The sequence below is a fragment of the Streptomyces gilvus genome (assembly GCF_022513565.1).
Taxonomy (GTDB): Bacteria; Actinomycetota; Actinomycetes; order Streptomycetales; family Streptomycetaceae; genus Streptomyces; species Streptomyces gilvus.
In genome coordinates this window covers 128,473-154,156 of the sequence record NZ_JAKWBE010000010.1, presented here as the reverse complement: position 1 = coordinate 154,156, position 25,684 = coordinate 128,473, and the positions used below count along the sequence as shown (strand labels likewise).

Here is a 25,684-nt window from a genome sequence, read left to right as displayed (position 1 = left end):
TCGAGCCTTTGTGCCTTTGCGCAAGCAGTGCGGAGGGAGGGAGGGGGGGTCTAGCGGAACCGGAACGCCTTCATCAGCCGCAGGCTCCGGCTCATGAACTGCGCGTACTGCTCGTCGTCCATCCCCAGCGACGGAGCCATCGGCAGCAGCCGCTGCTGGGCGACCGTCTGGGCCTCGGTGTACTTGAGGATGCCCTCGGAGCCGTGGCGCCGGCCGAGCCCGGAGTCCTTCATGCCGCCCATGGGGGACTGGACGCTGCCGTAGGCCGGCGCGTAGCCCTCGTTGACGTTCACGGTGCCGGTTCGCAGGCGGGCGGCGACCTGGCGGCCACGGGCGCCGTTCTTCGTCCAGACCGAGGAATTGAGGCCGTACGGCGTGGAGTTGGCGTGCTCGACGGCCTCGTCGTCGGTCGAGAAACGGTAGATGGAGACGACCGGGCCGAAGGTCTCCTCCGTGCACACCGCCATCGGCTCGGTCACACCGTCGAGGATCGTCGGCTCGAAGAAGTACGGGCCGACGTCCGGGCGGGCCACCCCGCCGGCGACGACCTTCGCGCCCTTCGCCACGGCCTCCTCGACATGCCGGGTGACGGTCTCCAGCTGCCGCTCCCCCACCAGCGAGCCCATGTCGGCGCCGTAGGCGAGGGAGGTACCGAGCCGCATGGCCTTCGTGCGGGTGGCGAAGCGCTCCAGGAAGGCGTCGGCGATCGACTCGTGGACGTACAACCGCTCGATGGAGATGCACAGTTGGCCGGCGGAGGAGAAGCAGGCGCGGACCGCGCCCGCGGCCGCCTTCTCGATGTCGGCGTCCTCCAGGACCAGCATGGCGTTCTTGCCGCCGAGTTCGAGGGAGACGCCGACCAGCCGGGCGGCGGCGCCCTGGGCGACCTCGCGGCCGGTGCGGGTGGAGCCGGTGAAGGAGACGTAGTCGGCGTGCCGGACGACCTCGGGGCCGACGACCGGGCCCTCGCCGAGCACGACCTGGAAGACGTCGGCGGGCAGCCCCGCCTCGATGAGCAGGTCGCGGGCCCACAGGGCGGTCAGGCAGGTCTCGGTGTCCGGCTTCATGACGACGGCGTTGCCCGCGACGAAGGCGGGGAGCGCGTCGCCGACCGACAGCTCCAGCGGATAGTTCCAGGGGGCGATCTGGCCGACGACCCCGCGCGGGTGGCGCAGCTCGGTGACCTTGGTGAGGGTCGGTACGGCGCCCGTGTGCCGCTTCGGCTTCAGATACGCGGGTGCCTTGCGGCCGTAGTGGCGGGCGGCGACGGCGACGGCCTGCACCTCCTCGTGGGCGTGCAGCCGGGCCTTGCCGGTCTCCAGCTGGATCAGGTCCAGGACCTCGGCCTGACGCTCCAGGACCAGGTCGTGGAAGCGCAGCAGGACGGCCGCGCGCCGGCGTACCGGCGTCTGCGCCCACACGGCCTGGGCCCTGCGGGCCGCCTGGAAGGCCTTCTCCACGTCCTCGGGTGTGGACTCCGGCAGGTCGGCCAGCTTCTCGCCGGTGAACGGCGTGTGGTTGGCGGTGCGTCCGGAGCCGACCACGCCCTTGGTGAGCTGGGCGACCAGCTCCGGGGTGACCACGTCGGAGGCGGTACGGGCGCCCTCGGGCGCGGGGGCGAGGGGGTTCGTGCCGGCCTTGGCCGGGGCTTGCGCGTCCGTCATGAGCCGCAGGGTATTCCGGTACCGAAATTTTGGGTACCCGTCGGTAACGCGGCTTCACCGAGTACACACACGCCGCCAGTGGTCACTGGCAAGGTTTGCGCTGATCAGGGCGTTGGGGGGAGACGACGGGCGATGGATCCGGCCATTTCCGGTTCAACCTTCTCCGGTTCAGCCTTTTCCGGTTCAGCCCTTTCCGGTTCAGCCCTTTCCGGTTCAGCCCTTTCCGGTTCAGCCCTTTCCGATCCGCAGGCGCTCCCGCGCGCCCTTGAAGACGGCGGTGCCCTGCTTCTCGTCCGGGGTGCCCTTGGGCATCTGCACCTGGAGCTGGTACATCCGGTCGTCGGAGGTGCGCACGACGAGCTGGAGCACCCGGACCGGTGTGCCGTCCGGATCGTAGGTGACGTCGGAGAGGGCGGCCTGGTCGCCGTGGAAGGTGGTGGCGGTGTACTGGCCCGCGGTGCGCTGGTGCCCCTCCATGCCGGTCGCGGTCTTCCTCGCCTCGGCCATCGGGGCGGCGGGAGCCTTGGTCCATTCGGTGAAGTGGACCGAGATGACCTCATCGGCACCGTCGTTGTAGATGCTCCACCGTGGGTCGTCACCGGCCTTGTCCGTCCAGTAGAGCTTCCGGTACCGCCTGGGCAGATAGAGCACGGCGTCCGTCCCCGTGTCCCGGTGCGCGGTCCAGGCCGCCGTATCGGGGGTGGCGCGGGCCGGTGCCTCGGTGAGGGTGGCGGTCTGCTCGGAGACGCCCGCGCCCTCGCTGGATCCGGCGAAGTACGACGTGCCGAACCAGGTCCCGCCGACGAGGAGCGCGGCGACCGCGGCGAGCGGGACGGGACGGACGCGGAGGACACGCTTCGAGACGCGCGGGACGCTCGCGGTGTCCGGCTCTTCCGCGCCGCCGGACGCGCTCACCGTCCCGGGCGGCCCGGCAGACGGCTCGGCAGACGGCTCGGCACCCGCGTGCGGCCCCGGGTCCAGCCGCGCGCCCGGCCCCGGTTCCGGCCCCGGTTCCGGCGGCTTCGCCCCCAGCCGTACGGTCCCCACGTCGTCCGCGAACTCCCGCAATTCGCCAGCGTCCTGAGCCTCCGTCACCCAGCCCTCGACCCGCGGCACCGGCCACCCCTCCGCCACCGCCTCCAGCACCGCCCCGGTCTCCTCCGGGCCCGGCCTCTGCTCGGGGTCCTTCACCAGGAGCCGGGCGATCAACGGGCCCAGCGGCCCGGCCTGGCGCGGCTCGGCCGGATCGGCGGTGATGACCGCGGCCAGCGTCGACTCCACCGTCGTACGCCTGAAGGGGGACGCGCCCTCGACGGCCGCGTACAGCAGCACGCCCAGGGACCACAGGTCGGAGGACGGCCCGGCGCCGCGCCCCGACATCCGTTCCGGCGCGACGAACTCCAGTGAGCCGACGAACTCCCCGCTGACGGTGAGGGATTCCTCGCCCTGGACATGGGCGATGCCGAAGTCGGTGAGGACCACCCGGCTCTGGGGACCGAGCAGGACGTTCGCGGGCTTCACGTCCCGGTGGACGATCCCGACGGAGTGCGCGGCGCGCAGCGCGCCGAGGACGGCGAGACCGATCCGTGCGGCCTCGACGGCGTCGACCGGGCCGCGCCGGAGCACCTCGTGCAGGGACTCGCCGCGCACCAGCTCCATGACGATCCAGGGCAGTCCCTCCTCGTCGACCACGACGTCGTGGATGGAGACGGCGGCCGGATGGTCGACGCGGGCGGCTGCGTGGGCCTCGCGGTAGAGGCGGTGGGCGGCCCGCTGGTGCTGCTCGTCCTCCGGGTCGCCCGGCAGCCGCGGCTGCTTCACGGCGACGTCCCGGTCCACGAGTTCGTCGTGCGCCTCCCACACGGTGCCCATGCCGCCGGAGCCGATGCGCCGGGTCAGTCGGTAGCGACCGCCAAGTACCCGGCCCACGCGCGTCTGTTCGCCGCCTGCACTCATGTCCCATGAGTACCGTGCGCGGCGGCGACTTGTCGACGCGGGTCCGGGCCGCCCGGTCGGAAGGGCCCTGGGACCGGCGGGTCAACCCCCGGGCCGCGCCACGAACGTGTCGACCGCCACGTCGAAGTACTCCTTGGCCTCCCGCACCTTGCCGACCGGCGCCGACACCCAGACGTCGTACATCCGCCCGCCCTCGTCCCAGCACAGGTCGTAGGTGTGCCGGGGGCCCTCCGCCGTGCTGAAGCCGTTCCAGGTGAACTGCCAGAGGGCGGCGGGGTGTCCGTCGTGCTCGGTCGACGTGACCTGTCCGTCGTGGTAGCCGGGGTTGGTGTCGGGCCCCTTGGCCGCCGAGCGCTTCATCACCGCGAGCGGGCCGCCCGCGTCCGGGTCGGCGACCTTGATGCCGAGGCGGAAGGTCTCCCCCGGCGACAGGTAGAAGACCCGCTCCCCCTGCGGCGACCGCGTGAAGCCCTCCGGCACGGCGAGCGAGAAGCCGTCCGGGTCGTCGGCGACGCGGTAGCCGGAGGGGGCGGAGGGGCGGGTCGCGGCGGAGCTTTGGCTGGAATGAGCCGCGGGACTGGAACCGGAGGGGGGACTGGGGCTGGCACTGGGGCTGTGGCTGGATTTTGGCGCACTGGGCGAGGGCGAGGCGCTCACCGACGTCCGCGGCCCCGAACCGGCGGACGTACGGCCTGTTTCGTCGTCCCGGTTCATCAGCAGCGCGGCCGCCGACACCCCCGCCCCCGCCATCGCGGCGACCAGCAGCGCGGCCACCAGCACGCCCCGGGTGGACCGCCGCGTCTCCACCGTGGGCGGTGACGGGGGCGCGGGAGCGGGTGGCGGCGGGCGGGGCACGTCCCGCTGGGTCGGCGTGTAGAGGGAGGGCTGCGGGGTGCGGCCGAGGTCGCGGAAGGCGCGCAGCATGTGTTCGGCCTGCGCGGCGCCGAGCCTGCGCTCCGGGTCGCGCTCCAACAGGCCCCGTACGACGGGCAGCAGCGGCTCGGCCTGTGCGGGCGGGCGGATCTCGTCGAAGACGACGGCGTGCAGGATGCCGCCCAACGAGTCCCGCCGGAACGGGGATTCACCGCTGAGCACCGTGCACAGCAGCGCGCCCAGCGACCACAGGTCGGACTCGGGGCCGGTCCGCGCCCCGGACATCCGCTCCGGCGCCGTGTACTCGGGCGAGCCGACGAAGGAACCGGTCTCGGTGAGAGTGGTGGCGCCGGCGACCTGCGCGATGCCGAAGTCGGTGAGCACGACCCGGTCGGAGCCGGACTCCAGCAGGACGTTGGCGGGTTTGATGTCCCGGTGCAGCACACCGGCGGCGTGCGCGGTGCGCAGCGCGCTCAGCAGGCCGATGCCGATCCGCGCCGCCTCGTCGGCGTCGACCGGGCCGCGCGCGGAGATCCGGTCGGCGAGCGAGCCGCCGCCGATCAACTCCATGACGATGTAAGGGCGTTCGTCGTCCTCGACCACGTCGTGCACGACGATGATGTGCGGGTGCCGCAGCTGGGCCACCGCCCGCGCCTCGCGCAGGGTGCGGTCGCGCCGTTGCCGGGCCTCCTCGTCGGAGAGCGTGTCGTCGAAGGGGAGTTCCTTGACCGCCACCTGCCGGCCGAGCAGTTCGTCGGTCGCCCGCCACACCACGCCCATGCCGCCGCGCCCGAGCCGCGTCTCGAGCCGATACCGGCCCGCGACGACACGGACGCCTTCCCCCTGGGTCCCCATGCGCCCCATCATGCCCCACCGGAGGAACCGGCTCCGGGACACCGACCGGCCAACTCCCGCGCACCCCCTACTGGGAGGTCTTCTCCTGCCAGCCCCGCAGCACCGCCTTGAACTGCTTGCCCGTCGTCGCCCAGTCGGCGGCCGGCGAGGACATGTAGATCGCGTACTCGGTGCCCTCGCGCGACATGTACGTCTCCTCGATCGCGCGCCGCGGCCCCGGGAACTTGGTGTCCTTGGCCTGCGCGATCCAGGTGTACTCCCACTCCGAGCCGTCGCGGTCGCGGTAGACGTTCTGCTGCAACTGGACGCGGTGGTAGTCGACGAGCCGCTGGAGCTGCTGCTCCAGATCCTTCTGGTGCTCGTAGGCGCTGTTGAAGTCCGGCGAGGTGTCGATGGCGATGCGGACGAAGTGCTTGCCGCCGTCGGGCGTGTAGTCGACCTGCCGCAGCGCACCGGAAACCCCGACGACCTGCCGCTTCCAGCCTTCGGGCAGGGAGACGGTGAAGCCCCAGGGATCGTTGTACGTCTTCCAGTTGGCGGAATCGGTCCCGCCCGTGCCCTCGGTCGGCGAACTCGTGGGCGACGGGTCCTGCGAGGAGGACGAACCACTGTTGTCCGAGCTCTGCCACTCGTCCCACTTCGCCAGGCCGAAGGCCACGCCGTTGGCGAGGATCGCGGCGAGGGCGATGACGAGGACGACGGCGCGCAGCCGCCGCTTGGGCCGGGCGGCGGGAGCGGTCGGGCCCATACCGTTTGGCCCCATGCCGTTCGGGCCCATGCCGGTCGGGCCCATGCCGGTCGGCCCGATCGTCGTGACCCCCGTCATCGGCGGATACGGCGTCCCGGAGTCCGTGGGCGGTGTCGCACCGCCGGTGTGGGTCTGCGAACCAGTACCGGGCTGCGTCTCGTAGCGGTTGCCCACATGTTGGGTCGGCACATAAGCCTGCGCCGTACTGGGCCGCCGCCCCTCCGCCGCCTCGGCGAGCATCTGCTCCGCCTCGGCCGCGCCGGGCCGGGCGGCCGGGTCCTTGTGCAGCAGGGCCGCCATGACCGGCCCGAGCGGGCCGGCGTACTGGGGCTGGGTGGCCTCCTCCTCGACGACCGCCTGCATCGTGGACAGCGGCGAGGTGCGGCGGAACGGTGAGCGGCCCTCGACCGCCGTGTAGAGCGTGGCGCCCAGCGCCCACAGGTCGGAGGCGGGGCCCGGATCGTGGCCGCGGACCCGCTCGGGGGCGAGGTAGTCGACCGAGCCGACGACCTCACCGGTGCGGGTGATGGTCGAGTCGCCCTCGATCTGGGCGATGCCGAAGTCGGTGAGCAGCACCCGGCCGTCGTGCCCGATCAGCACGTTGCCGGGTTTGACGTCACGGTGCAGCACCCCGGCGGAGTGCGCGGCGCGCAGCGCCCGCAGCACCCACAGTCCGATCCGCGCGGCCTCGGCGGGCTCGACGCGTCCGCGCTCCTTGACCGCGTCGGCCAGGGAGTAGCCCTCGACGAGCTCCATGACGATCCACGGCCGCCCGTCGTGCTCCAGCACGTCGTGCACGGTGACGACCGCGGAATGGTTGATCCGCGCCGCGGCACGCGCCTCCGCGCGCGTACGCGCCAGCAACCGTTCCCGGTCGCCTTCGGAGACGTAGAGCGCGGCGGTCAGCTCCTTGATGGCGACGGCCCGGTGCAGCACCTCGTCGTGCGCCCGCCACACGCGGCCCATGCCGCCGCTGCCGATGGAGTCGGCGAGCCGGTAGCGGCCCGCGACAAGCTGGCCCTGCATCTGATTCACGTTGCCCCGCAATGGTCTTGACAGGGTCAGACTAAGGACCGGCCCGCTCGCAGGGAACCACGGGAGTGCCAAGGTGACACCACTGTGACGGTTGTCGCTTCGGCCGCGAGAAGTGAACCTCAGGGCGTCCGGCACGTTACCGCGCCGTGGATCACGGAGGGTGACTCACTTGGTGTACGCGTAGGTGGAGTACGCCTGCTCGTACAGCCTGGTCACCTCGTCGCGCTGGGACTCCGGGCCGCGCACCTGCACGACGTGGTACCGCCCGTCGATCAGGATCGCGAGATTGCGGACGTACAGATCGTGTCCGCTGCCGTCGGTCCAGGTGAACTGCCCCTCGGCCATGACCCGCGTGCCCACGGTGATGGTCCTCAGCCCGGTCGCGGTGGCCCAACTGGAGCTGCGGTACGGCTGCAGCTCGTGTTCCTCGTCGCGCTGGTACGCCATCGGATCGCTGCCGTACGTCGCCGCGCCGTCCCGCCCCGGGACGACGATCAGCTGGAAGTCGCCCTTGGAGTAGACGACCTGGTTCCAGGCGTTCTTGTCCGCCCGGCTCCATCCCTTGGCCACGGCGACCTGGAACCCCTCGGGGTCCTTGCGCAGGGTGAACCCGGCGGCGACGTCGGGGTCGGTGGTCTGGGTTCCGGTGGCCCCGGCGGAGGTCGAGGGACTCTTCTCGGGCGTGGGAGAGGCCTGCGGGGGCGGCGACTTGACGCCGGTGCTGCTGCCGGAGGGCTGTGGCGCGGGGCTGACGTCCCCGGCCGCCCCGGTCCGCTGCCCGCCGGCGGCGCCGTCGTCGCCGGCCTTGGGCATGAACAGCATGGCGTACGCGACCGCGCCCGCGAGCAACAGCAGTATCAACAGCAGCAGTGTCCTGCCGAGCCGTCGGGGGGAATGCGCCTGCTCCCTGGCCCGCTTGTGCCGGCCGTGCGGGGAGGTCGCGGGCAGCCCCGCGCGCCGCCTGCGCACCAGTTCGCCGCGCCGCCGGATGATGGGCAGCCGGTTCGGGTCGGCGGGCGGCGCGGGCACGACATGCGTACCGGCGTCCGGCTCGGGCGCCGACCGCACCAGCGAACGCAGCCAGCCCCGGAGTTCCTCGAACTCCGGCCGCTCGGTGGGGTCCTGTCGCAGCAACGACTCCACGACCGGCCTGAGCGGCCCGCACTCCTCGGCGAAGGCGGGCGGCTCGGCACAGACCATCTGCACCAGCTCGGCCGTCGACTCCTCGGGGTAGGGCGCGTGGCCCTGTACGGCCCTGAAGAGCAGCGCTCCCAGCGCCCACAGGTCGGTCGCCGGCCCGATGGGCGCCGCGAGTTGCCAGTTCTCGTGCACGGGCCCGGCCTGCTCCGGCGCCCACCGCTCGGTGACGGGCCCCACGACAGCCATCCGAGCCTGCCGCGCCCGCTCGGCTTCGAGAGCGGTGGCGGGCCCCCGGGACGGCACGGGCGTCTTGGCGAGCAAGTCGTCCCAGTGGGCAGGGGGTTGGGGGGCGCCGGTGTCCGCCGGGGGGAGTCCGGGGGCGGAGGGGCGGGGGGTGTCGTGGTCCGACGGCTGGAGGCCGGGGGCCGAGGGGCCGGGGGCCGAGGGGCGGGGGGCCGAGGGGCGGGGCTCGCCGAACTCCGGCGCCGGGAGGCCGGTCGCGGGGGCCGTGCCCAGGTCATGTGCCGAGGTGCCGGTCGCGCCGAAGGGGTTCCCGGTGCCAGGACCCCCGCCGTGGGTGCCGTTTTCCCCATACGTACCGCGGCCGTTGTCACCCCCGGAGGGCAACGCGGCCGGACCGTCCGGCCCCAGGGAGCTGCTGCCCGGCCGCCCGGGCGCCGGTGTTCCCCCGGATCCGGGACGACGGGAGGCACCATGCCAGGGTGCTCCGCCCACCCCGTACGGGTCGGCTATCTGCCCCGGCGGCACCTGCGGCGCATGCTCGACACCCTCACCCGAGGGGTACGGCTGCGCCGTGCCGTTGGTCTGCGTCGCGGGGTCCGAGTCGGGGGCCGGGCGGGCTCCGGGCAGGGCCGTGCGGCCGTTCTGCGCCTCCTGGACTCGGGCGGCGGCGCGGGCGCCCGCGCGGTAGGCGGCGATCGCCCCGGCCCGCGCGGCCCTGATGTCCCCGCCGGTCTCCAGAGCCTTGGGCACCACGGCCCCCGACCCACCGCTCCCTTGGCCGGCGTCCGCCTCGGCACTCGGCAGCCCGCCGGCCGTGCGCGCCCTGATCGCGGCACTCCGGGCGGCCACGGGATCGACGTCACCGAGCCCGCCCGGGGAAGTCCGCGCACCCTGTCCGCCGCGCCCCCCGGGACCGGCCTGTCCGCCGCGTCCCCCAGGACCGGCCTGTCCGCCGAGCACCCCGAAGGTCCCCGTGCCGCCGGAAGTCCCAACCCCGCCGTACCCTCCGGCGTCTTTCCGGCCGTCAGCCGGTGCGCTGCCCGACGGGCCCGACGGGCCGTCGTCGTCCGGGGCCGGTACCGGGTCGTAGCCGCACAGGGCTTCCTCCGCCGCGCCGACCGCGAGGCCGGTCAGCATCACGCGGCCGTCGTCGCAGACGAGGACCGTGCGGGCGGTGATGTTCCGGTGCACCCAGCCGTGCGCGTGCAGCACCCGCAGCGCCATCAGGACGTCGGAGGCCACCTCGGCCGCCCGGTACGGAGCCAGCGGCTTCTCGGCGAGCAGCGCCGCCAGCGGCCGCGCGGCCACCAACTCGCTGACGATCCACAGCGACCCACCCTCGGCGAACACGTCGAAGACCTGGTCGAGCCGCGGATGATCGGGGATGCGCGCCGCCGCCTGAGCCGCCTCGACCGCCCGCCGCACCGCGGGATCCGTGGGCCTGCGGACACCCCCGCGCGCCTGCGGGCGCCGACTCCCCCGGTCCCAGGGGTCACGCGCCGTGAACCCGTCCGGCAGCCCCTCCGCGTCGAGCACCTCCGCCTCGACGACCTCCGGCAACGGCACCTGGCGAACCAGGACTTCCTGCCCGCTGTAGGTGTCGAAGGCCCGGGTCTCGGTGAGTTCGTACTCGTCGGACGGCGGCAACGGCAGGCGGTAGCGGTCGGCGAGCACCCGACCCGCATAGTCGTCCACGCTGCCTCCCTCGGCCGCCCGGTCGGTCAATTCCGCTCGCCCTGTGCCCTGTTCCGAACGCATTCCTGGATGCGTACGGTCCGCAAGCCTTCACGATACGTGCCGGAGGCAACCCACAGAGAGGGGATGCCAGATCTGGCGCTTCAAACTCGGACCAGTCGCTTTACGACTTCGGTTCGAACGTCTTCGCGAGCGTGTTCCAGGTGTCCTTACGGAGGTCACTGTCCCAGTTCGCGGCTTTCGCCGTGTACATCAGGGCGTACCCGAGATGGCTGTTCACGACGAACCCCCGGTCGATCGTCCGGTACTGCGTCCCGCCGTCCACATAGGTGAACTCCCAGTCGGCCGCGTTCCAGCCGCGGTAGCTCACCTGCTCTATGCGGATCTTCTGGTACTGCGAGCGCACCATGTAGCGCTCCTGGTTCTTCCAGTCCGCCACCGGGTCGCTCTTCGGCGTGGACGTCCAGGCGACGAGCAGCTTCTGCCCGTCCGGCCCGGTGAACCGGTCTCCCGCGGCACTCGTCGACTGGTACTTCCAGCCCTTGGGCAGACCGATCGAGTACCCCTGGCTCCCCGTGTACGTCGATGCCACCGCGCCGTCGCCCCCGGAGGAACCGCCCGCCTGCGCCCCGCTGCCGCCGGACGCGCTCGGGCTGTTGCCCGGCGTGCCGTCCCCGGTCGAGGCCGACGGGGACGTCGCCGAGCCGCCGTCCGCCTTGCCTCCGGCTCCCGTGTCCTCCTTGGTACGAGGGCCGGCGGACGCGCTCGCGACGGCCTTCCCGCCGCTCTTCTTCGCCCCGTTGTCGGAACTGTCGTCGCCCCCGCCAAGCGTGAGGGCCAGCACGGTCCCGATCACGGCGAGCGCGACGACCACCGCGATGATCACCAGCGTCCGCCGGGGCACCACGTCGGTGATCGGCGCCCTCGGCACGGGCCGCGGCGGCAGATCGGGCGGCGTCATCACCGGCCACCCCGAACTCCGGCCACCGGCTGCCCCGCTCACCCCCTGCCCCGCACCCTTCGAACCCCCGGAGGCTCCCCCCGAAGACGCAGAGGAGACGGAAGACGCCGAGGAGGCGGAAGAGCCCGCAGCCCCCGGAGAGGCACTGGCAGCCGAAGCAACTCCGGAAGCGGCCGACCCGGCAGACGAAGACCCGACAGACGAAGACCCGGCAGAAGAAGGCCTGTCGGACGAAGGCGCGGTGGACGAAGACCCGGCAGAAGAAGCCGACGACTGCGACGGAACGGACGGCGGCGCCGAAGCCGCCTTCCCGCCCGCCGGAGCCGAAGCCGCCTTCCCGCCCGCCGGTGCCGCAGCACCGCGCGAGGCCGAGGGAGTACCCGGGACCCCGGGCGCTCCAGGCGCCGCGGGAGGAGCCCCCGGCGGCGGCGGAACGGCGGCCCCCTTCGCCCCCGCCCCGGCGGTCCCGTCGCCCGCGGTCCTGCTCGACGTGGCACCCCCGGCGCTTCCCCCGGCCCCCGAAGCCGCCGTGTCACCGCCCGACTTGCCCCGGGACGTGACCGCCGATCCGGCCGCGGCCGCCACGGCGGCCTTGCGCATGGACCGCAGCGCCCCGCGCAGCTTCTCCCCGGCCTCCTCGCCCCGCTTGCTCCCGGAGCCACCCGAACCGCCCTTGCCCGCGGGCCGGTCCGGCTGCACCGGGATCGGCACGACCTTGGTCGCGTCCGCCGGCGGCTCCGGCTCGGCCCTGCGCTCGGGCGCGTGGATGACGGCGTTGAGCATCGCCCGCGCCCGGGCGTCGTCGAGCCGCTGCGCCGGGTCCTTGGTGAGCAGCCCGTAGATGACGTCCTTCAGCGGACCCGCGTTCTTCGGCTCCTCCAGCGGCTCCGTCATCACCGCGGTCAGGGTCGCGATCGCGGAGCCCTTGTCGTAGGGCGGCACGCCCTCGACCGCCGCGTACAGCAGTCCGCCGAGCGACCACAGGTCGGCCGCGGGACCCGGCTTGTGCCCGCGGGCCCGCTCCGGGGAGATGTACGAGGGCGCGCCGACGAGCATGCCGGTGGAGGTGATGGACGGGTCGCCCTCGACCTGGGCGATGCCGAAGTCGGTGAGCACCACCCGGTCGGTGTCGGACTCCAGCAGCACGTTCGACGGCTTCACGTCGCGGTGCAGGATGCCCTCGCGGTGCGCCGAGCGCAGCACGTCCAGGATGGCCAGCCCGACCTCGGCGGCCCGCTTGGGCTCCAGCAGGCCGTCCTCCCGGATGACCTCGGCCAGCGACTTGCCCTCGACGAGCTCCATCACGATCCACGGCCGGTCGTCCTCCTCGACCACGTCGAAGACCGTCACCGCGCTGTTGTTGCGGATCCGCGCGATCGCCTTGGCCTCACGCAACGTGCGTGTGATCAGCCGGCGCTTCTCGTCGTCGTCGATGTTCGACGGGAACCGCAGCTCCTTGACGGCGACCGTCCTGCCCAGGGTCTCGTCCTCGGCCCGCCACACCGTGCCCATGCCGCCCCGGCCGAGCACGTCGTGCAGCCGGTACCGCCCGGCGAGAAGACGCTCGCTCTTGTCCTGACGAGAGTCCTGACGAGTGTCCTGACGAGATGTACCCGCCCGCTCCGCCTCCGACATGCGTCCCCTCATACAACCCGCCCTGACAGAGCCTCCATTGTCCCTCACCCGACAAGTGCCCGACGCCCAGGGTGCCCCTGGCCCGACGACGGCCCGCGCACACCGGTTCGGCGGCCGATCGACCTCCCTCAGTCCCCTTACAGGACCGTCACAACCACCGCAAAGCCACCTCCCCACCACCAGATCCGGACCAAGTCCGCGTCTCGCCGCCCTGGATGATGGGCCGTGACGAGGGAGGAGCCCACGATGCCGTCGCTCCGAGCGCTGCTGGTCCTGCCCGTGTCCCTGGCGCTGCTCGCCCTGGCCCCGGCCGACTCCTCCGCGCCCCGGCCGCCGACCCCGGACGCGGTCCTCGCGCTGCTGGTCACGCGGGGCGGCGCCCCGGCCGCGGCGCTGCTGGTCCGAGACGGAGCCGGCAGCCACTACGCCCAGGCCGGTACCGGCATCGCCCGCGACGACCACTTCCGTGCGGGGAGCATGACGAAGACGTTCATCGCGACGCTCGTCCTGCAACTGGCGGAAGAACACCGGCTGAAGCTGTCCGACACCGTGGAGCAGCACCTGCCCGGCCTGGTGCGCGGGGCCGGCAACGACGGCCGCACGATCACCCTGCGCGCGCTGCTCACCCACACCAGCGGCCTGCACGACTTCACCGCCGACACCAAGGGCCTGGTCCCCCTCTCCCCTCGTCAGGCCGTACGCATCGCCCTCACCCACCCCCCGGCCGACCCCGGCCGCTTCTCCTACTCGAACACCAACTACGTCCTGCTCGGCATGGTCGTCCGGCAGGTGACCGGCCACTCCTACGCCACCGAGGCCGAGCGCCGCATCATCGCTCCGCTGGGTCTGACCGGCACCTCCTTCCCTGGCTCCCGCACCTCTCTCCCCTCCCCGCACGGCCGCGACTACGCCGCCGACGGAACCGACGTCACCGAACTCGACCCGCGGGTGGCCGGGGCCGCGGGCGAGCTGGTGACCACGCTCACCGATCTGGACCGCTTCTACGCGGCCCTGCTCGGCGGGCGTCTGCTGCCCCCGCGCCGGCTGCGCGAGATGCGCGACACCCGCGCCGCACACGGCTTGTACGGCATGGGCCTGTATCTGGAGAAGCTGCCGTGCGGCACCACGGTGTGGGGACACAACGGCCGTATCCTCGGCAGCTACGTGCGCACCGCGGCCACCGTCGACAGCCGTCGCGTCCTCACCTACCGGGTGAACACGACGGCGATCACAGACCCCGACCTCGAACCGGCCCTGCTCGCCGCCGAGTTCTGTCCCCGCACCTCGTAGAACGACCCGGTTCCGAACGAAGATCCCGCTTCACGACACTCGTTCGAGTGAACCGAGGCCGACGGCAGCCCCCGGGAAGGACCGCCCGACCGCCCAGACCACACCGCCCTACAACGGCACGATGTCCGGCGCCCCCAACCGCGCCGCGTCCGCCGTCAGGTCGTCCGGCTGCCGCTGGGACTCCCGCTCGGCCTCCACCCGCTTCTCGTAGTGCTCGACCTCGCGCTCGATCTGGTCCTTGTCCCAGCCCAGCACCGGCGCCATCAGTTCGGCGGCCTCCCGGGCGCTGCGCGTCCCCCGGTCGAAGGTCTCGATGGAGATACGGGTGCGCCGGGTCATGACGTCGTCCAGATGCCGCGCCCCCTCGTGCGAGGCGGCGTACACGATCTCGGCGCGCAGATAGTCGTCGGCGGCCGGCATCGGTTCGCCCAGCGAGGAGTCGGAGGCGATGAGGTCGAGGACCTCCTCGGCCATCGAGCCGTAACGGTTCAGCAGATGCTCCACCCGCACCACGTGCAGACCCGTCCGGGCGGCGATCCGCGCTCGCGCGTTCCACAGCGCCCGGTACCCCTCGGCGCCCAGCAGCGGCACGTCCTCCGTGACGCACTCGGCGACCCGCATGTCGAGCCCGTGCACCGCCTCGTCGACGGCGTCCTTGGCCATCACCCGGTAGGTCGTGTACTTGCCGCCCGCCACGACCACCAGCCCCGGCACCGGATGCGCCACGGTGTGCTCGCGCGACAGCTTGCTGGTGGCGTCGGACTCGCCGGCCAGCAGCGGGCGCAGCCCCGCGTACACGCCCTGGACGTCGTCGCGGGTGAGCGGCACGGCGAGCACCGAGTTCACGTGTTCCAGCAGATAGTCGATGTCCGCGCTGGAGGCGGCCGGGTGCGCCTTGTCGAGGTCCCAGTCGGTGTCGGTCGTGCCGACGATCCAGTGCCGGCCCCAGGGGATGACGAAGAGGACGGACTTCTCCGTGCGCAGGATCAGGCCCGTGGAGGAGTTGATGCGGTCCTTCGGCACGACGAGGTGGATGCCCTTGGAGGCACGGACGTGGAACTGTCCGCGCTCGCCGACCATGGCCTGGGTGTCGTCGGTCCACACCCCGGTCGCGTTGACGACCTGCTTGGCACGGATCTCGTACTCGCCGCCCGCCTCGACGTCCTGCACGCGCGCGCCCACCACCCGTTCGCCCTCGCGCAGGAAGCCCGTCACCCGGGCACGGTTGGCGCACTTGGCGCCGTAGGCGGCGGCCGTGCGCACCAGGGTGGCCACGTAACGCGCGTCGTCCATCTGGGCGTCGTAGTACTGCAGGGCGCCGACCAGCGCGCCCTTCTTCAAGGCGGGTGCGACGCGCAGGGCGTGACGGCGGCTCAGGTGACGGTGGGTCGGCAGACCCCGCCCGTGCCCGCGCGCCATCGACATCGCGTCGTAGAGCGCGACGCCCGAGCCGGCGTACAGCCGCTCCCAGCCCTGGTGCTGCAGCGGGTACAGGAACGGCACCGGCTTCACGAGATGCGGGGCGAGGCGCTCCAGCAGCAGCCCGCGCTCCTTGAGTGCCTCCCGTACGAGGGCGAAGTCCAGCATCTCCAGATAGCGCAGTCCGCCATGGATCAGCTTGCTGGACCTGCTGGAGGTGCCCGACGCCCAGTCACGCGCCTCGACCAGCCCGGTGGACAGGCCGCGGGTCACGGCGTCGAGGGCGGTGCCCGCACCGACCACACCGCCGCCCACCACCAGCACGTCCAGCTCGCGCTCGGCCATCGCCGCCAGTGACTCGGCCCGCTGCGCCGGCCCCAGTGTCGCTGTCCTCACCGCTGCCTCCCGCTATCGATAGCGCCGGCCGCACCCGTCGGGCGAAGCCCGTGTCGTATCCCCCATGCCCAAATTCTGACCGTCTTGCCCGACTTCAGCCACCACGGCTCCCCACCCTGTGGACAACTTTCCCGGGACGACCGGAAAACACAGGCGACCAATCCCGCATAACGGTCATATTTACTCCTAGTCTGACATTGCGCTCGCCCATCCTGTCCACCGGGCTTGCGCACCTGTCCCGCGTCGGTTACTGGGAAGGACGGCCCACGCCATGCCCGCAGATCTCGCCGTCATCGGACTCGGCCCGTTCGGCCTGCCCCTGGCCCAGGCCGCCGTGGCCGCGGGCATCCCCACGCTCGGTTACCGCACCGGGCCGGAACCCGGCTCGCTCAGCCCCGCCGAACTGCGCCGGATGCTCTCGGCGGGCTTCCGGCACGCCACCAGCCCCGCCGAGCTGGGACGCGTCCGCACCGCGGTCATCTGCGCACCGACCCCGCCCGGCCCGGACGGCGGTCTCGACCTCACCCAGGTGGAGACGGCCGCCCGCACCCTGGCCGCGCACCTGCGCCCGCACACCACGGTGATCCTGGAGTCGGCGGTCCCCCCGGGCACCACGGAGGACCTGCTCCGCCCGATCCTCGAAGAGGGCTCACGGTTGCGCGCAGGGCGCGATTTCCACCTCGCCTACTCCCCCAGCCGGGTGGATCCCGGCAACCGCGACGTCACACCCGCCGGCACCCCCAAGGTGATCGGCGGCCTCACCCCCGCCTGCACCGAGTCGGCCGCCGCCTTCTACGGCCGTCTCACCGACAAGGTGGTACGCGCGCGTGGACCGCGCGAAGCGGAGACCGTCCAGCTCCTGGAGACGAATTTCCGGCACGTCAACATCGCCCTCGTCAACGAGATGGCCGTCCTCTGCCACGACCTCGGCATCGACCTCTGGGACGTGATCCGCTGCGCGGAGACCAAGCCGTTCGGCTTCCACGCCTTCCGCCCCGGCCCCGGCGTCGGCGGCCACTCCGTCCCCCAGGACCTGACCGTCCCCGCCGGCCGCACCCTGCGCATGGTCGAACTGGCCCAGCAGGTCAACAGCCAGATGCCGCGTTACGTCGTCCAGCGCGCGGCCACGCTCCTGAACGAACACGGCAAGTCCGCGCGCGGCGCCCGCGTCCTCCTCCTCGGCGTCACCTACAAGCCCGACCTCGCCGACCAACAGGCCACCCCCGCGCGCGAGATCGCCGTCCGTCTGATGGAACTCGGCGCCTCCGTCAGCTACCACGACCCGCACGTCCCGTCCTGGAACGTCCTGGACCGCCCGCTCCCACGCGCCGACTCCCTCTACGAGGCCGCCGCCGACGCCGACCTGACGATCCTGCTCCAGCACCACCGCACGTACGACCTCCAGGGCCTGTCGGTGAAGGCCCAGCTCCTCCTGGACACGCGCGGGGCGGCGCCGACGGGCGCGGCGCACCGCCTCTGACGTCGAAAACACCGGTGGCTCTGTCGGACCCACCTGTTAATCTCCCCTCACTCGTCGCACAGTCGTGCGCACGTTTCTCCGCTTCACCATTCCGCTCGTTCCGTCCCGTGGGGGGATTTCTGTCATGAGCCAGTCAGCTCCACCGCCGCAGCAGCCGTCTGCCCAGCCGCAGGCCGAGACCCAGCCGCAGCCGCAGCCGGTCGACGGCAACCCGTTCGCCCAGCAGCCCGCCGACGCCGCGCCGTACGCCCCGCAGCCGGGTGCCGTACCGCCGCCTCCGGCGCCGGGGGTTCCGTACGGGGCCGTCTCCGCTCCCGTTCCGGCGCGCAACAACGTCGGCCTCGGTCTGCTGGCCGCCGTCGCCGCCGCCGTGGTCGCCGCCGGTGTCTACGGCGCGATCATCGGCCTGACCAAGCACGAGATCGGCTGGGCCGCGGTCGGTGTCGGCTTCCTGGTCGGCCTCGCCGCGGGCCGTCTCGGTGGCCGCAACCCCGTGCTGCCGGTCGCGAGCGCGGCGCTGTCCCTCGGCTCCGTCTACATCGGCCAGCTGGTGGGCGAGGCGATGATCGGCGCCAAGGAGACCCCGCTCAGCTTCAGCGAACTGTTCTTCCAGCACTTCGACGTCGTCCAGGCGGCCTGGAAGGCGGACGCCGACCCGCTGACGTTCGTGTTCTTCGCGATCGCCGCGTACGTCGCCTTCACGGGGGCAAGGAAGGCGGCACTCTGACGCTGCCGGTGCGCCGCGGAGGGGCGGCGCGTGGGTGGTGAAGGGGGGCGCGCGGGTGTGCCGGGCTTCGGGGCTGGTGGCATGGGGGGCGCGGCGCGGGTACCTTACGGAGACAGGTGGGGCCGGTCGCAGCGGCTACTGCGGCAGGCTCGTGGATGGATCACGGAGTGTCCGCCCCTAAATTGCGTGGGGGCGGCCGCTCACCATCACACCCACTGGGTGGAGCCCACCGCAGGGGCTACTGCGGCAGGCTCCTGGATGGTTCACGGAGTGTCCGCCCCTAAGTTGTGTGGGGGCGGCCGCTCACCATCCGAAAATCCGCAAGATCCACCTCCTCCGGCACTTCACCATCCACAGACGGATCCGATCCCAGCGAGTGGGCTTGCGGTGACGCCCCATGGACGCCCCCTTCCACGACACCGCCCAGTAGCCCGGTGAGACGGTCCGTCGGAAATCGGGCCGGGCCCCGAGGAGCGGGGTCCGGAACCAAGTCCTTGGAAGGGGGCGCTCCAGCAACTTGGGGCGCCGATACGGACGTTATCGCCCCCGACCCGGCTGACCAGCCCGTATCTGCCCCGAACGCAACCGCACGCCCCCACACCACCCCACGCGCCCCGCGCAAGCCCCGGGCACACGAAAGGGGGCCGGTCACCCCTCAGATGACCGGCCCCCTTCCCGCCGTAACCCCTACCGCTTGTGCTGCGAGTCCGCCACCGTGACCTCGACCCGCTGGAACTCCTTCAGCTCGCTGTAGCCGGTCGTGGCCATCGCCCGACGCAGTGCGCCGAAGAAGTTCATCGAGCCGTCCGGGGTGTGCGAGGGGCCCGTGAGGACCTCCTCGAGCGTGCCGACCGTGCCGAGGTCGACCTTCTTGCCCCGCGGCAGCTCCTCGTTGACGGCCTCCATGCCCCAGTGGTGGCCGCGGCCCGGCGCGTCGGTCGCCCGCGCGAGCGGGGAGCCCATCATCACCGAGTCGGCGCCGCAGGCGATCGCCTTCGGCAGGTCGCCGGACCAGCCCACGCCACCGTCCGCGATGACGTGCACGTACCGGCCGCCGGACTCGTCCATGTAGTCGCGCCGGGCCGCCGCCACGTCCGCGACCGCGGTCGCCATCGGGACCTGGATGCCCAGCACGTTGCGCGTGGTGTGCGCCGCGCCGCCGCCGAAGCCGACCAGGACGCCCGCCGCGCCCGTGCGCATCAGGTGCAGGGCCGCCGTGTACGTGGCGCAGCCGCCGACGATCACCGGGACGTCGAGTTCGTAGATGAACTGCTTCAGGTTCAGCGGCTCGTGCGAGCCGGAGACGTGCTCCGCGGAGACCGTCGTACCGCGGATGACGAAGATGTCGACGCCCGCGTCCACGACCGCCTTGGAGAACTGGGCCGTGCGCTGCGGGGAGAGCGCGGCGGCCGTGACCACGCCGGAGTCGCGCACCTCCTTGATGCGCGCGCCGATCAGCTCCTCCTTGATGGGGGCGGAGTAGATCTCCTGGAGGCGCCGGGTGGCCGTGTCGGCGTCCAGCTCGACGATCTCGTCGAGGAGGGGCTGCGGGTCCTCGTGCCGCGTCCACAGTCCTTCGAGGTTCAGCACGCCGAGGCCGCCGAGCTCACCGATGCGGATCGCGGTGGCCGGGGAGACGACCGAGTCCATGGGGGCGGCCAGGAACGGCAGCTCGAAGCGGTAGGCGTCGATCTGCCAGGCGATCGAGACCTCCTTCGGGTCCCGCGTACGGCGGCTGGGGACGACGGCGATGTCGTCGAAGGCGTACGCCCGGCGGCCGCGCTTGCCGCGCCCGATCTCGATCTCAGTCACGTCTGTGGCCTTTCCCTGATGCGTTTCAGCGTCTTCCAGTATCGCCGACGGGTACGACAAGGGCGGCCCCGGATGCTTCCGGGGCCGCCCCTCGCATGCCTGTCGCCTACTTGCTGCTGTAGTTCGGCGCCTCGACCGTCATCTGGATGTCGTGCGGGTGGCTCTCCTTCAGGCCCGCGGAGGTGATCCGCACGAAGCGGCCCTTGGACTCCATCTCGTCGATGGTGGCCGCGCCCACGTAGCCCATGGTCTGGCGCAGACCGCCGACGAGCTGGTGCAGGACGCTGGAGAGCGGGCCGCGGTAGGGCACCTGGCCCTCGATGCCCTCGGGCACGAGCTTGTCGTCGGAGGCGACCTCGGCCTGGAAGTAGCGGTCCTTCGAGTACGACTTGCCCTGGCCGCGGGACTGCATGGCGCCGAGCGAGCCCATGCCGCGGTACGACTTGAACTGCTTGCCGTTGATGAACTGCAGCTCGCCGGGCGACTCCTCGCAGCCCGCGAGCAGCGAGCCCAGCATCACCGTGTCGGCGCCGGCGGCCAGCGCCTTGCCGATGTCGCCGGAGTACTGCAGGCCGCCGTCGCCGATGAGCGGGATGCCGGCCGGGCGGGCGGCGAGGGAGGCCTCGTAGATGGCGGTGACCTGCGGGACGCCGATGCCGGCGACCACGCGCGTGGTGCAGATGGAGCCGGGGCCGACGCCGACCTTGATGCCGTCGACACCGGCGTCGATGAGGGCCTGGGCGCCGTCGCGGGTGGCGACGTTGCCGCCGATGACGTCGACGCTCACGCTGGACTTGATCTTCGACATCCAGCTGAGGGCGTTGCTGTTGTGGCCGTGCGAGGTGTCGACGACGAGGAAGTCGACGCCCGCCTCGGCCAGCGCCTGGGCCCGCTCCAGCGCCTCGGGGCTCGCGCCGACCGCGGCGCCGACGAGCAGCCGGCCCTCCGAGTCCTTGGCGGCGTTCGGGTACTTCTCCGCCTTGACGAAGTCCTTGACGGTGATCAGGCCCTTGAGGACGCCCGCCTCGTCGACCAGCGGAAGCTTCTCGATCTTGTGGCGGCGCAGCAGCTCCATGGCGTCCACACCGGAGATGCCGACCTTGCCGGTGACGAGCGGCATCGGCGTCATGACCTCGCGCACCTGGCGGCTGCGGTCGCTCTCGAAGGCCATGTCACGGTTGGTGACGATGCCCAGCAGCTTGCCGGCCGGGTCGGTGACGGGGACACCGCTGATGCGGAACTTGGCGCACAGCGCGTCCGCGTCGGCGAGCGTGGCCTCGGGGTGCACCGTGATGGGGTCGGTGACCATGCCGGACTCGGACCGCTTGACCAGGTCGACCTGGTTGACCTGGTCCTCGACCGAGAGGTTGCGGTGCAGCACGCCGACGCCGCCGAGGCGGGCCATCGCGATGGCCATGCGGGACTCGGTCACCTTGTCCATCGCCGCCGACAGCAGCGGGATGTTGACCCGGACGTTGCGCGAGATGCGGGACGAGGTGTCGACCGCGTTCGGGAGGACCTCGGAGGCTCCCGGCAGCAGCAGCACGTCGTCGTAGGTCAGCCCGAGTGTCGCGAATTTACCGGGCACTCCGTCGACGTTCGCAGTCATGACACCTTCCCCAAATGGCCTTGATCGGTGCGGATGTCCATGCTAACGGGAAGCAGGGCCGTCGAATTCCACGGTTCCGCGTGACCTCGGGCTTCGTATGTTCGTACGGAATCCCCGAGCGGCCTGTTCAAGAAAGGCGTCGACCGCCCGGAATCACTGTTCCGCCAGTGCCCTGAGCCGGCTCAGGGCCCGGTGCTGCGCCACCCGGACCGCGCCGGGTGACATTCCCAACATCTGACCTGTCTCCTCGGCCGTGAGCCCCACCGCGATGCGCAGCAGCAACAGCTCCCGCTGGTTCTCCGGCAGGTTGGCCAGCAGTTTCTTGGCCCATTCGGCGTCGCTGCTGAGCAGCGCGCGCTCCTCCGGGCCCAGCGAGTCGTCCGGCCGCTCCGGCATCTCGTCGGACGGGACCGCCGTCGAACCCGGGTGCCGCATCGCCGCCCGCTGCAGGTCGGCGACCTTGTGCGCGGCGATGGCGAAGACGAACGCCTCGAAGGGGCGGCCGGTGTCCCGGTAGCGCGGCAGCGCCAGGAGGACGGCCACGCAGACCTCCTGCGCGAGGTCCTCAACGAAGTGCCGGGCGTCGCCCGGCAGCCGGGACAGCCGGGTGCGGCAGTACCGCAGCGCCAGCGGGTGGACATGGGCGAGCAGGTCGTGCGTGGCCTGCTCGTCCCCGTCCACCGCGCGATGGACGAGTGCACCGATCGCCCCTGCGGCATTCGCCGCCTCGTCGTCGCGCATCGGTCCATGGTGCCTTGCGGCCGTGCGGTCCGTGGCACCGCGTCCGATGTTGTGCACCGAAGCGTTATGAGCAGGTGCGCCGGAACTCATCCCCTGCGCCCTCCCCTTCCGCTCGACCGACTCGTCCCCGAGAGACTCCACATCTTCAAGGATGCGGCATCCGCGCCGAAACGAGCAGCGGGTACCGACACCCGCGCCCCGCAGGGGCGCGGGGCGGGACATTGCGCGACTCCGTCGTATGGGCGCGACCAGCCACAACGAACCCGCAGCCGCCGACGAAACAAGGCGGCGACCCAGTGGGCCTAACGGACCAGACCCCACCGGAACCCGAGTGCCACCGCGTGCGCCCGGTCCGACGCGCCCAGCTTCTTGAACAACCGCCGCGCATGCGTCTTGACGGTGTCCTCGGACAGGAACAGCTCCCGCCCGATCTCGGCGTTGGACCGCCCGTGGCTCATTCCTTCGAGCACCTGGATCTCCCGCGCGGTGAGCGTCGGCGCCGCCCCCATCTCGGCGGACCGCAGCCGCCGCGGGGCGAGCCGCCAGGTCGGGTCGGCGAGCGCCTGCGTCACCGTCGCGCGCAACTCCGCGCGGGAGGCGTCCTTGTGGAGGTAGCCCCGCGCCCCGGCGGCGACCGCGAGAGCGACGCCGTCCAGGTCCTCGGCGACGGTCAGCATGATGATGCGCGCGCCGGGGTCGGCGGACAGCAGCCGGCGCACGGTCTCGACGCCGCCCAGTCCGGGCATGCGTACGTCCATCAGGATCAGGTCCGAACGGTCGGCGCCCCAGCGGCGGAGGACTTCCTCGCCGTTGGCCGCGGTCGTCACGCGCTCCACGCCGGGCACGGTCGCGACCGCGCGGCGGAGCGCCTCTCGGGCAAGCGGGGAGTCGTCGCAGACGAGGACGGATGTCATGGCCGCCCTCCGCAGCTGATGCACGTCACCTTGAGCCTCCAGGCTGGTACGAAATCGTCACCTGTGCGGTCGACTGTCTCGGACACTAGCCCGAGCACTTCTTGTTTCAACCGCCTCCGCACTCTCAACGACGGTCACTCGAAAGAGTTACGGGGCCGTGTGCCATCTTCGGCACTCTACGTGAGGGAGCGGACACGGTGCAGACATGCGGGGCTGACCCTCAACGTTTCATCACAACCAGTGCCCCATTCAGCCCTATTTCTTCCCATGTACTGGTGTCTGAGGCTAGATTCGCAATGAGTCATATTTTCATCTCCTTAGATGAGAGATGTACGGTCGTGGGCACCGTATCCGCTCAGAACGGCTACAAGGGGTCACGTAATGGCAGATTTCTCCCGCCTTCCCGGACCGAACGCGGACCTGTGGGACTGGCAGCTCCTGGCCGCCTGTCGCGGGGTGGACAGCTCGCTCTTCTTCCATCCGGAGGGCGAGCGGGGCGCGGCCCGGAGCGCTCGCGAGAACTCGGCCAAGGAGGTCTGCATGAGGTGCCCCGTGCGCGCGCAGTGCGCGGCGCACGCGCTGGCGGTGAGAGAGCCGTACGGCGTGTGGGGCGGCCTGACCGAGGACGAGCGCGAGGAACTCATGGGGCGGGCGCGGAACCGGCTGGTGTCGGCGGGGGCCACTGGCGCGGGCAGCGTCTCGAACAACTGAAGGAACGTTTCCTCGTTCCCGAGCTCCTGGACCCAGAGCTCCCGATATGAAGGGCACGCACGCGTGCCCTTCTTTTTTCTCGCCCACGCGCGCGCTCGCCGTGGAGCGGGCACGCGTCACGCCTGCCGGGCCGCCGCGTGCGCGAGGTGGTCCAGGGTCGCCGCGACGGCCGGCACCTGGGCGAGGTCCGGCAATGTCAGCGCCACGATCTCCCGCCGCACCGCGGGCCGCAGTGTCAGCACGCGCGCGTGGCGCGGCCGCACGGACTCGATCGCGAGCTGCGGCAGTACGGCGACGCCCAGACCGGCGCCCACCAGACCGACCACGGCCGGGTGGTCGTCGGTCGCGAAGTCGATGCGCGGGGTGAAGCCGGCGCCCTCGCACACCTGGACCAACTGTCCGCGACAGCGCGGGCATCCGGCGATCCAGGGCTCCTCGGCGAGCTCCCCGATGGCCACGGACCCGGCGCCCGCGAGCCGGTGCCGCTCCGGTACGAGCCCGACGAGCCGGTCGCTGAGCAGCGGCCGTACGACGAGGTCGTCCCACTCCCCCTCCTGGCCGCCCGCCGCGCCCTCGTACCGGAAGGCGAGCGCCACGTCGCACTCGCCCTCGCGCAGCATCTCCACCGAAGCGGGCGGTTCGGCCTCCTCCAGGGAGACCCGGGTGCCGGGGTGGGCGGCGCGCAGAGCCGCGAGCGCTGCCGGTACGAGGGTGGAACTGCCGCTGGGGAACGACACGAGCCGTACCCGCCCGGCGCGCAGGCCGGCGATGGCGGCGATCTCCTCCTCGGCGGCGGTGAGCCCGGCGAGGATCGTGCCGGCGTGCCGGACGAGCGCCTCGCCCGCCTGGGTGAGGCGCATCTCGCGTCCGCTGCGGACGAGCAGCGGGGTGCCCACGGACGTCTCCAGCGCCTTCATCTGCTGGCTGACCGCGGGCTGGGTGCAGCCCAGCGCGCGCCCGGCCGCCGAGAACGAGCCGGTGGCGGCGACGGCGCGCAGGACACGGAGATGACGGGCCTCGATCACCCTTCGAGGATAAGTGAGGCTTTGGTACTGCGCCGAATAATCGGTCGACGCTTTGAGTTCTGGCGGCCTACCGTTCCGTCATGAGGCTTCTGTCGGTGAATCTGGGCAGCGCGCGGGCCGTGCCGTACACGGACAACCCCGAGGGGGTGACCGGTATCGACAAGCGTCCGGTGGCGGGGCCGGTGCGGGTGGCCGCGCCCGGGCCCAAGGGCGTCGGCGGGAGCGGGCTGGCCGGGGACGCGGTGTGCAAGCGGCAGCACCACGGCGGGGACGACCAGGCGGTGTACGCCATGGCGCGCGAGGACCTGGACGGCTGGGAGCGCGAGCTGGCGCGCCCGCTGGCGAACGGCGCCTTCGGCGAGAACCTCACCACCGAGGGCCTCGACGTCTCGGGCGCGCTGATCGGCGAGCGGTGGCGGATCGGGGACCGGGTCGTGCTGGAGGTGACCTGCGGCCGGATCCCGTGCGGCACCTTCCAGGGCCATATGGGTGAGCGGGGGTGGGTGAAGCGGTTCACGCGGAGGGCCGCTCCCGGGGCGTATCTGCGGGTGGTCGAGCCGGGTGAGATACGGTCCGGCGATCCGGTCGAGATCGTGCACCGGCCCGCTCACGACGTGACGGTGGCCCTGCAGTTCCGCGCGGTGACGACCGAACGGACGCTGCTGCCAAGGCTGTTGGCGGCCGGGGACGCACTGCATCCGCAGGTGCTGGCCGACGCGCGGAAGTACCTCGAGAAGTACGGCGCCTGACGGCAC

At 72.1% G+C, this 25,684-nt stretch carries 17 protein-coding genes; 5 read left to right on the top strand and 12 right to left on the bottom strand.

Annotated elements, in window-relative coordinates:
* Positions 1-50 precede the first annotated feature (50 nt).
* The 6 genes from MKW14_RS17850 to MKW14_RS17825 all read right to left on the bottom strand — a co-directional run bounded on the left by MKW14_RS17850 (position 51) and on the right by MKW14_RS17825 (position 12,805).
* Positions 51-1,664 carry a succinic semialdehyde dehydrogenase gene (locus MKW14_RS17850; RefSeq protein WP_240863514.1) on the bottom strand — a complete coding sequence of 538 codons (1,614 nt, stop codon included), beginning with the start codon at positions 1,662-1,664 and terminating at the stop codon, positions 51-53.
* 228 nt (positions 1,665-1,892) lie between these two features.
* Positions 1,893-3,620, bottom strand: a complete 1,728-nt coding sequence (locus tag MKW14_RS17845) for a serine/threonine-protein kinase (protein WP_240863513.1) — start codon at positions 3,618-3,620, stop codon at positions 1,893-1,895.
* 81 nt (positions 3,621-3,701) lie between these two features.
* Positions 3,702-5,348 carry a serine/threonine-protein kinase gene (locus tag MKW14_RS17840; RefSeq protein WP_240863512.1) on the bottom strand — a complete coding sequence of 549 codons (1,647 nt, stop codon included), beginning with the start codon at positions 5,346-5,348 and terminating at the stop codon, positions 3,702-3,704.
* Between the two features lie 67 nt (positions 5,349-5,415).
* A complete protein-coding gene (locus MKW14_RS17835; protein WP_240863511.1) occupies positions 5,416-7,122 on the bottom strand; it encodes a serine/threonine-protein kinase in 1,707 nt (568 codons plus the stop codon).
* Between the two features lie 174 nt (positions 7,123-7,296).
* The gene (locus MKW14_RS17830; RefSeq protein WP_240863510.1) at positions 7,297-10,209 is read right to left on the bottom strand and encodes a serine/threonine kinase C-terminal domain-containing protein; all 2,913 of its coding nucleotides are present in this window, start codon (positions 10,207-10,209) and stop codon (positions 7,297-7,299) included.
* A 163-nt stretch (positions 10,210-10,372) separates the two neighbouring features.
* The gene (locus tag MKW14_RS17825; protein WP_240863509.1) at positions 10,373-12,805 is read right to left on the bottom strand and encodes a serine/threonine-protein kinase; all 2,433 of its coding nucleotides are present in this window, start codon (positions 12,803-12,805) and stop codon (positions 10,373-10,375) included.
* A gap of 246 nt (positions 12,806-13,051) precedes the next feature.
* Here MKW14_RS17825 and MKW14_RS17820 point away from each other — a divergent pair, with 246 nt between their 5' ends.
* Positions 13,052-14,095 (top strand): serine hydrolase domain-containing protein, encoded by a 1,044-nt coding sequence (locus MKW14_RS17820; protein WP_240863508.1) that lies wholly within the window; start codon positions 13,052-13,054, stop codon positions 14,093-14,095.
* Between the two features lie 108 nt (positions 14,096-14,203).
* Here the strand turns inward: MKW14_RS17820 and MKW14_RS17815 are convergent, their stop codons facing one another.
* Positions 14,204-15,910: a glycerol-3-phosphate dehydrogenase/oxidase gene (locus MKW14_RS17815; RefSeq protein ID WP_240863507.1), complete on the bottom strand. Its 1,707-nt coding sequence runs from the start codon at positions 15,908-15,910 to the stop codon at positions 14,204-14,206.
* A 271-nt stretch (positions 15,911-16,181) separates the two neighbouring features.
* Between MKW14_RS17815 and MKW14_RS17810 the strand changes: the two genes are divergently transcribed.
* The gene (locus MKW14_RS17810) at positions 16,182-17,390 is read left to right on the top strand and encodes a nucleotide sugar dehydrogenase (protein ID WP_240863506.1); all 1,209 of its coding nucleotides are present in this window, start codon (positions 16,182-16,184) and stop codon (positions 17,388-17,390) included.
* Positions 17,391-17,514: 124 nt separating this feature from the next.
* Positions 17,515-18,117 (top strand): hypothetical protein, encoded by a 603-nt coding sequence (locus MKW14_RS17805; RefSeq protein ID WP_240863505.1) that lies wholly within the window; start codon positions 17,515-17,517, stop codon positions 18,115-18,117.
* A 687-nt stretch (positions 18,118-18,804) separates the two neighbouring features.
* Here the strand turns inward: MKW14_RS17805 and MKW14_RS17800 are convergent.
* The 4 genes from MKW14_RS17800 to MKW14_RS17785 form a co-directional block, all read right to left on the bottom strand.
* On the bottom strand, positions 18,805-19,929 hold the full coding sequence (locus MKW14_RS17800; RefSeq protein ID WP_240863504.1) for a GuaB3 family IMP dehydrogenase-related protein: 1,125 nt from the start codon (positions 19,927-19,929) through the stop codon (positions 18,805-18,807).
* A 106-nt stretch (positions 19,930-20,035) separates the two neighbouring features.
* On the bottom strand, positions 20,036-21,538 hold the full coding sequence (gene guaB / locus MKW14_RS17795; protein ID WP_133043227.1) for an IMP dehydrogenase: 1,503 nt from the start codon (positions 21,536-21,538) through the stop codon (positions 20,036-20,038).
* A gap of 153 nt (positions 21,539-21,691) precedes the next feature.
* The gene (locus MKW14_RS17790; RefSeq protein WP_093724548.1) at positions 21,692-22,279 is read right to left on the bottom strand and encodes a sigma-70 family RNA polymerase sigma factor; all 588 of its coding nucleotides are present in this window, start codon (positions 22,277-22,279) and stop codon (positions 21,692-21,694) included.
* Between the two features lie 302 nt (positions 22,280-22,581).
* Complete coding sequence (locus tag MKW14_RS17785; RefSeq protein WP_003948568.1) at positions 22,582-23,193, bottom strand: response regulator transcription factor; 612 nt, start codon at positions 23,191-23,193, stop codon at positions 22,582-22,584.
* Positions 23,194-23,574: 381 nt separating this feature from the next.
* On the opposite strand from MKW14_RS17785, the gene MKW14_RS17780 reads away from it, so the two are divergent.
* Positions 23,575-23,904, top strand: coding sequence for a WhiB family transcriptional regulator (locus MKW14_RS17780; RefSeq protein WP_133043228.1), 330 nt, complete (start codon positions 23,575-23,577; stop codon positions 23,902-23,904).
* A 116-nt stretch (positions 23,905-24,020) separates the two neighbouring features.
* Here the strand turns inward: MKW14_RS17780 and MKW14_RS17775 are convergent, their stop codons facing one another.
* Positions 24,021-24,929, bottom strand: coding sequence for a LysR family transcriptional regulator (locus tag MKW14_RS17775; protein ID WP_240863503.1), 909 nt, complete (start codon positions 24,927-24,929; stop codon positions 24,021-24,023).
* A gap of 80 nt (positions 24,930-25,009) precedes the next feature.
* Here MKW14_RS17775 and MKW14_RS17770 point away from each other — a divergent pair, with 80 nt between their 5' ends.
* Positions 25,010-25,678: an MOSC domain-containing protein gene (locus tag MKW14_RS17770; protein WP_240863502.1), complete on the top strand. Its 669-nt coding sequence runs from the start codon at positions 25,010-25,012 to the stop codon at positions 25,676-25,678.
* Positions 25,679-25,684: the final 6 nt, after the last annotated feature.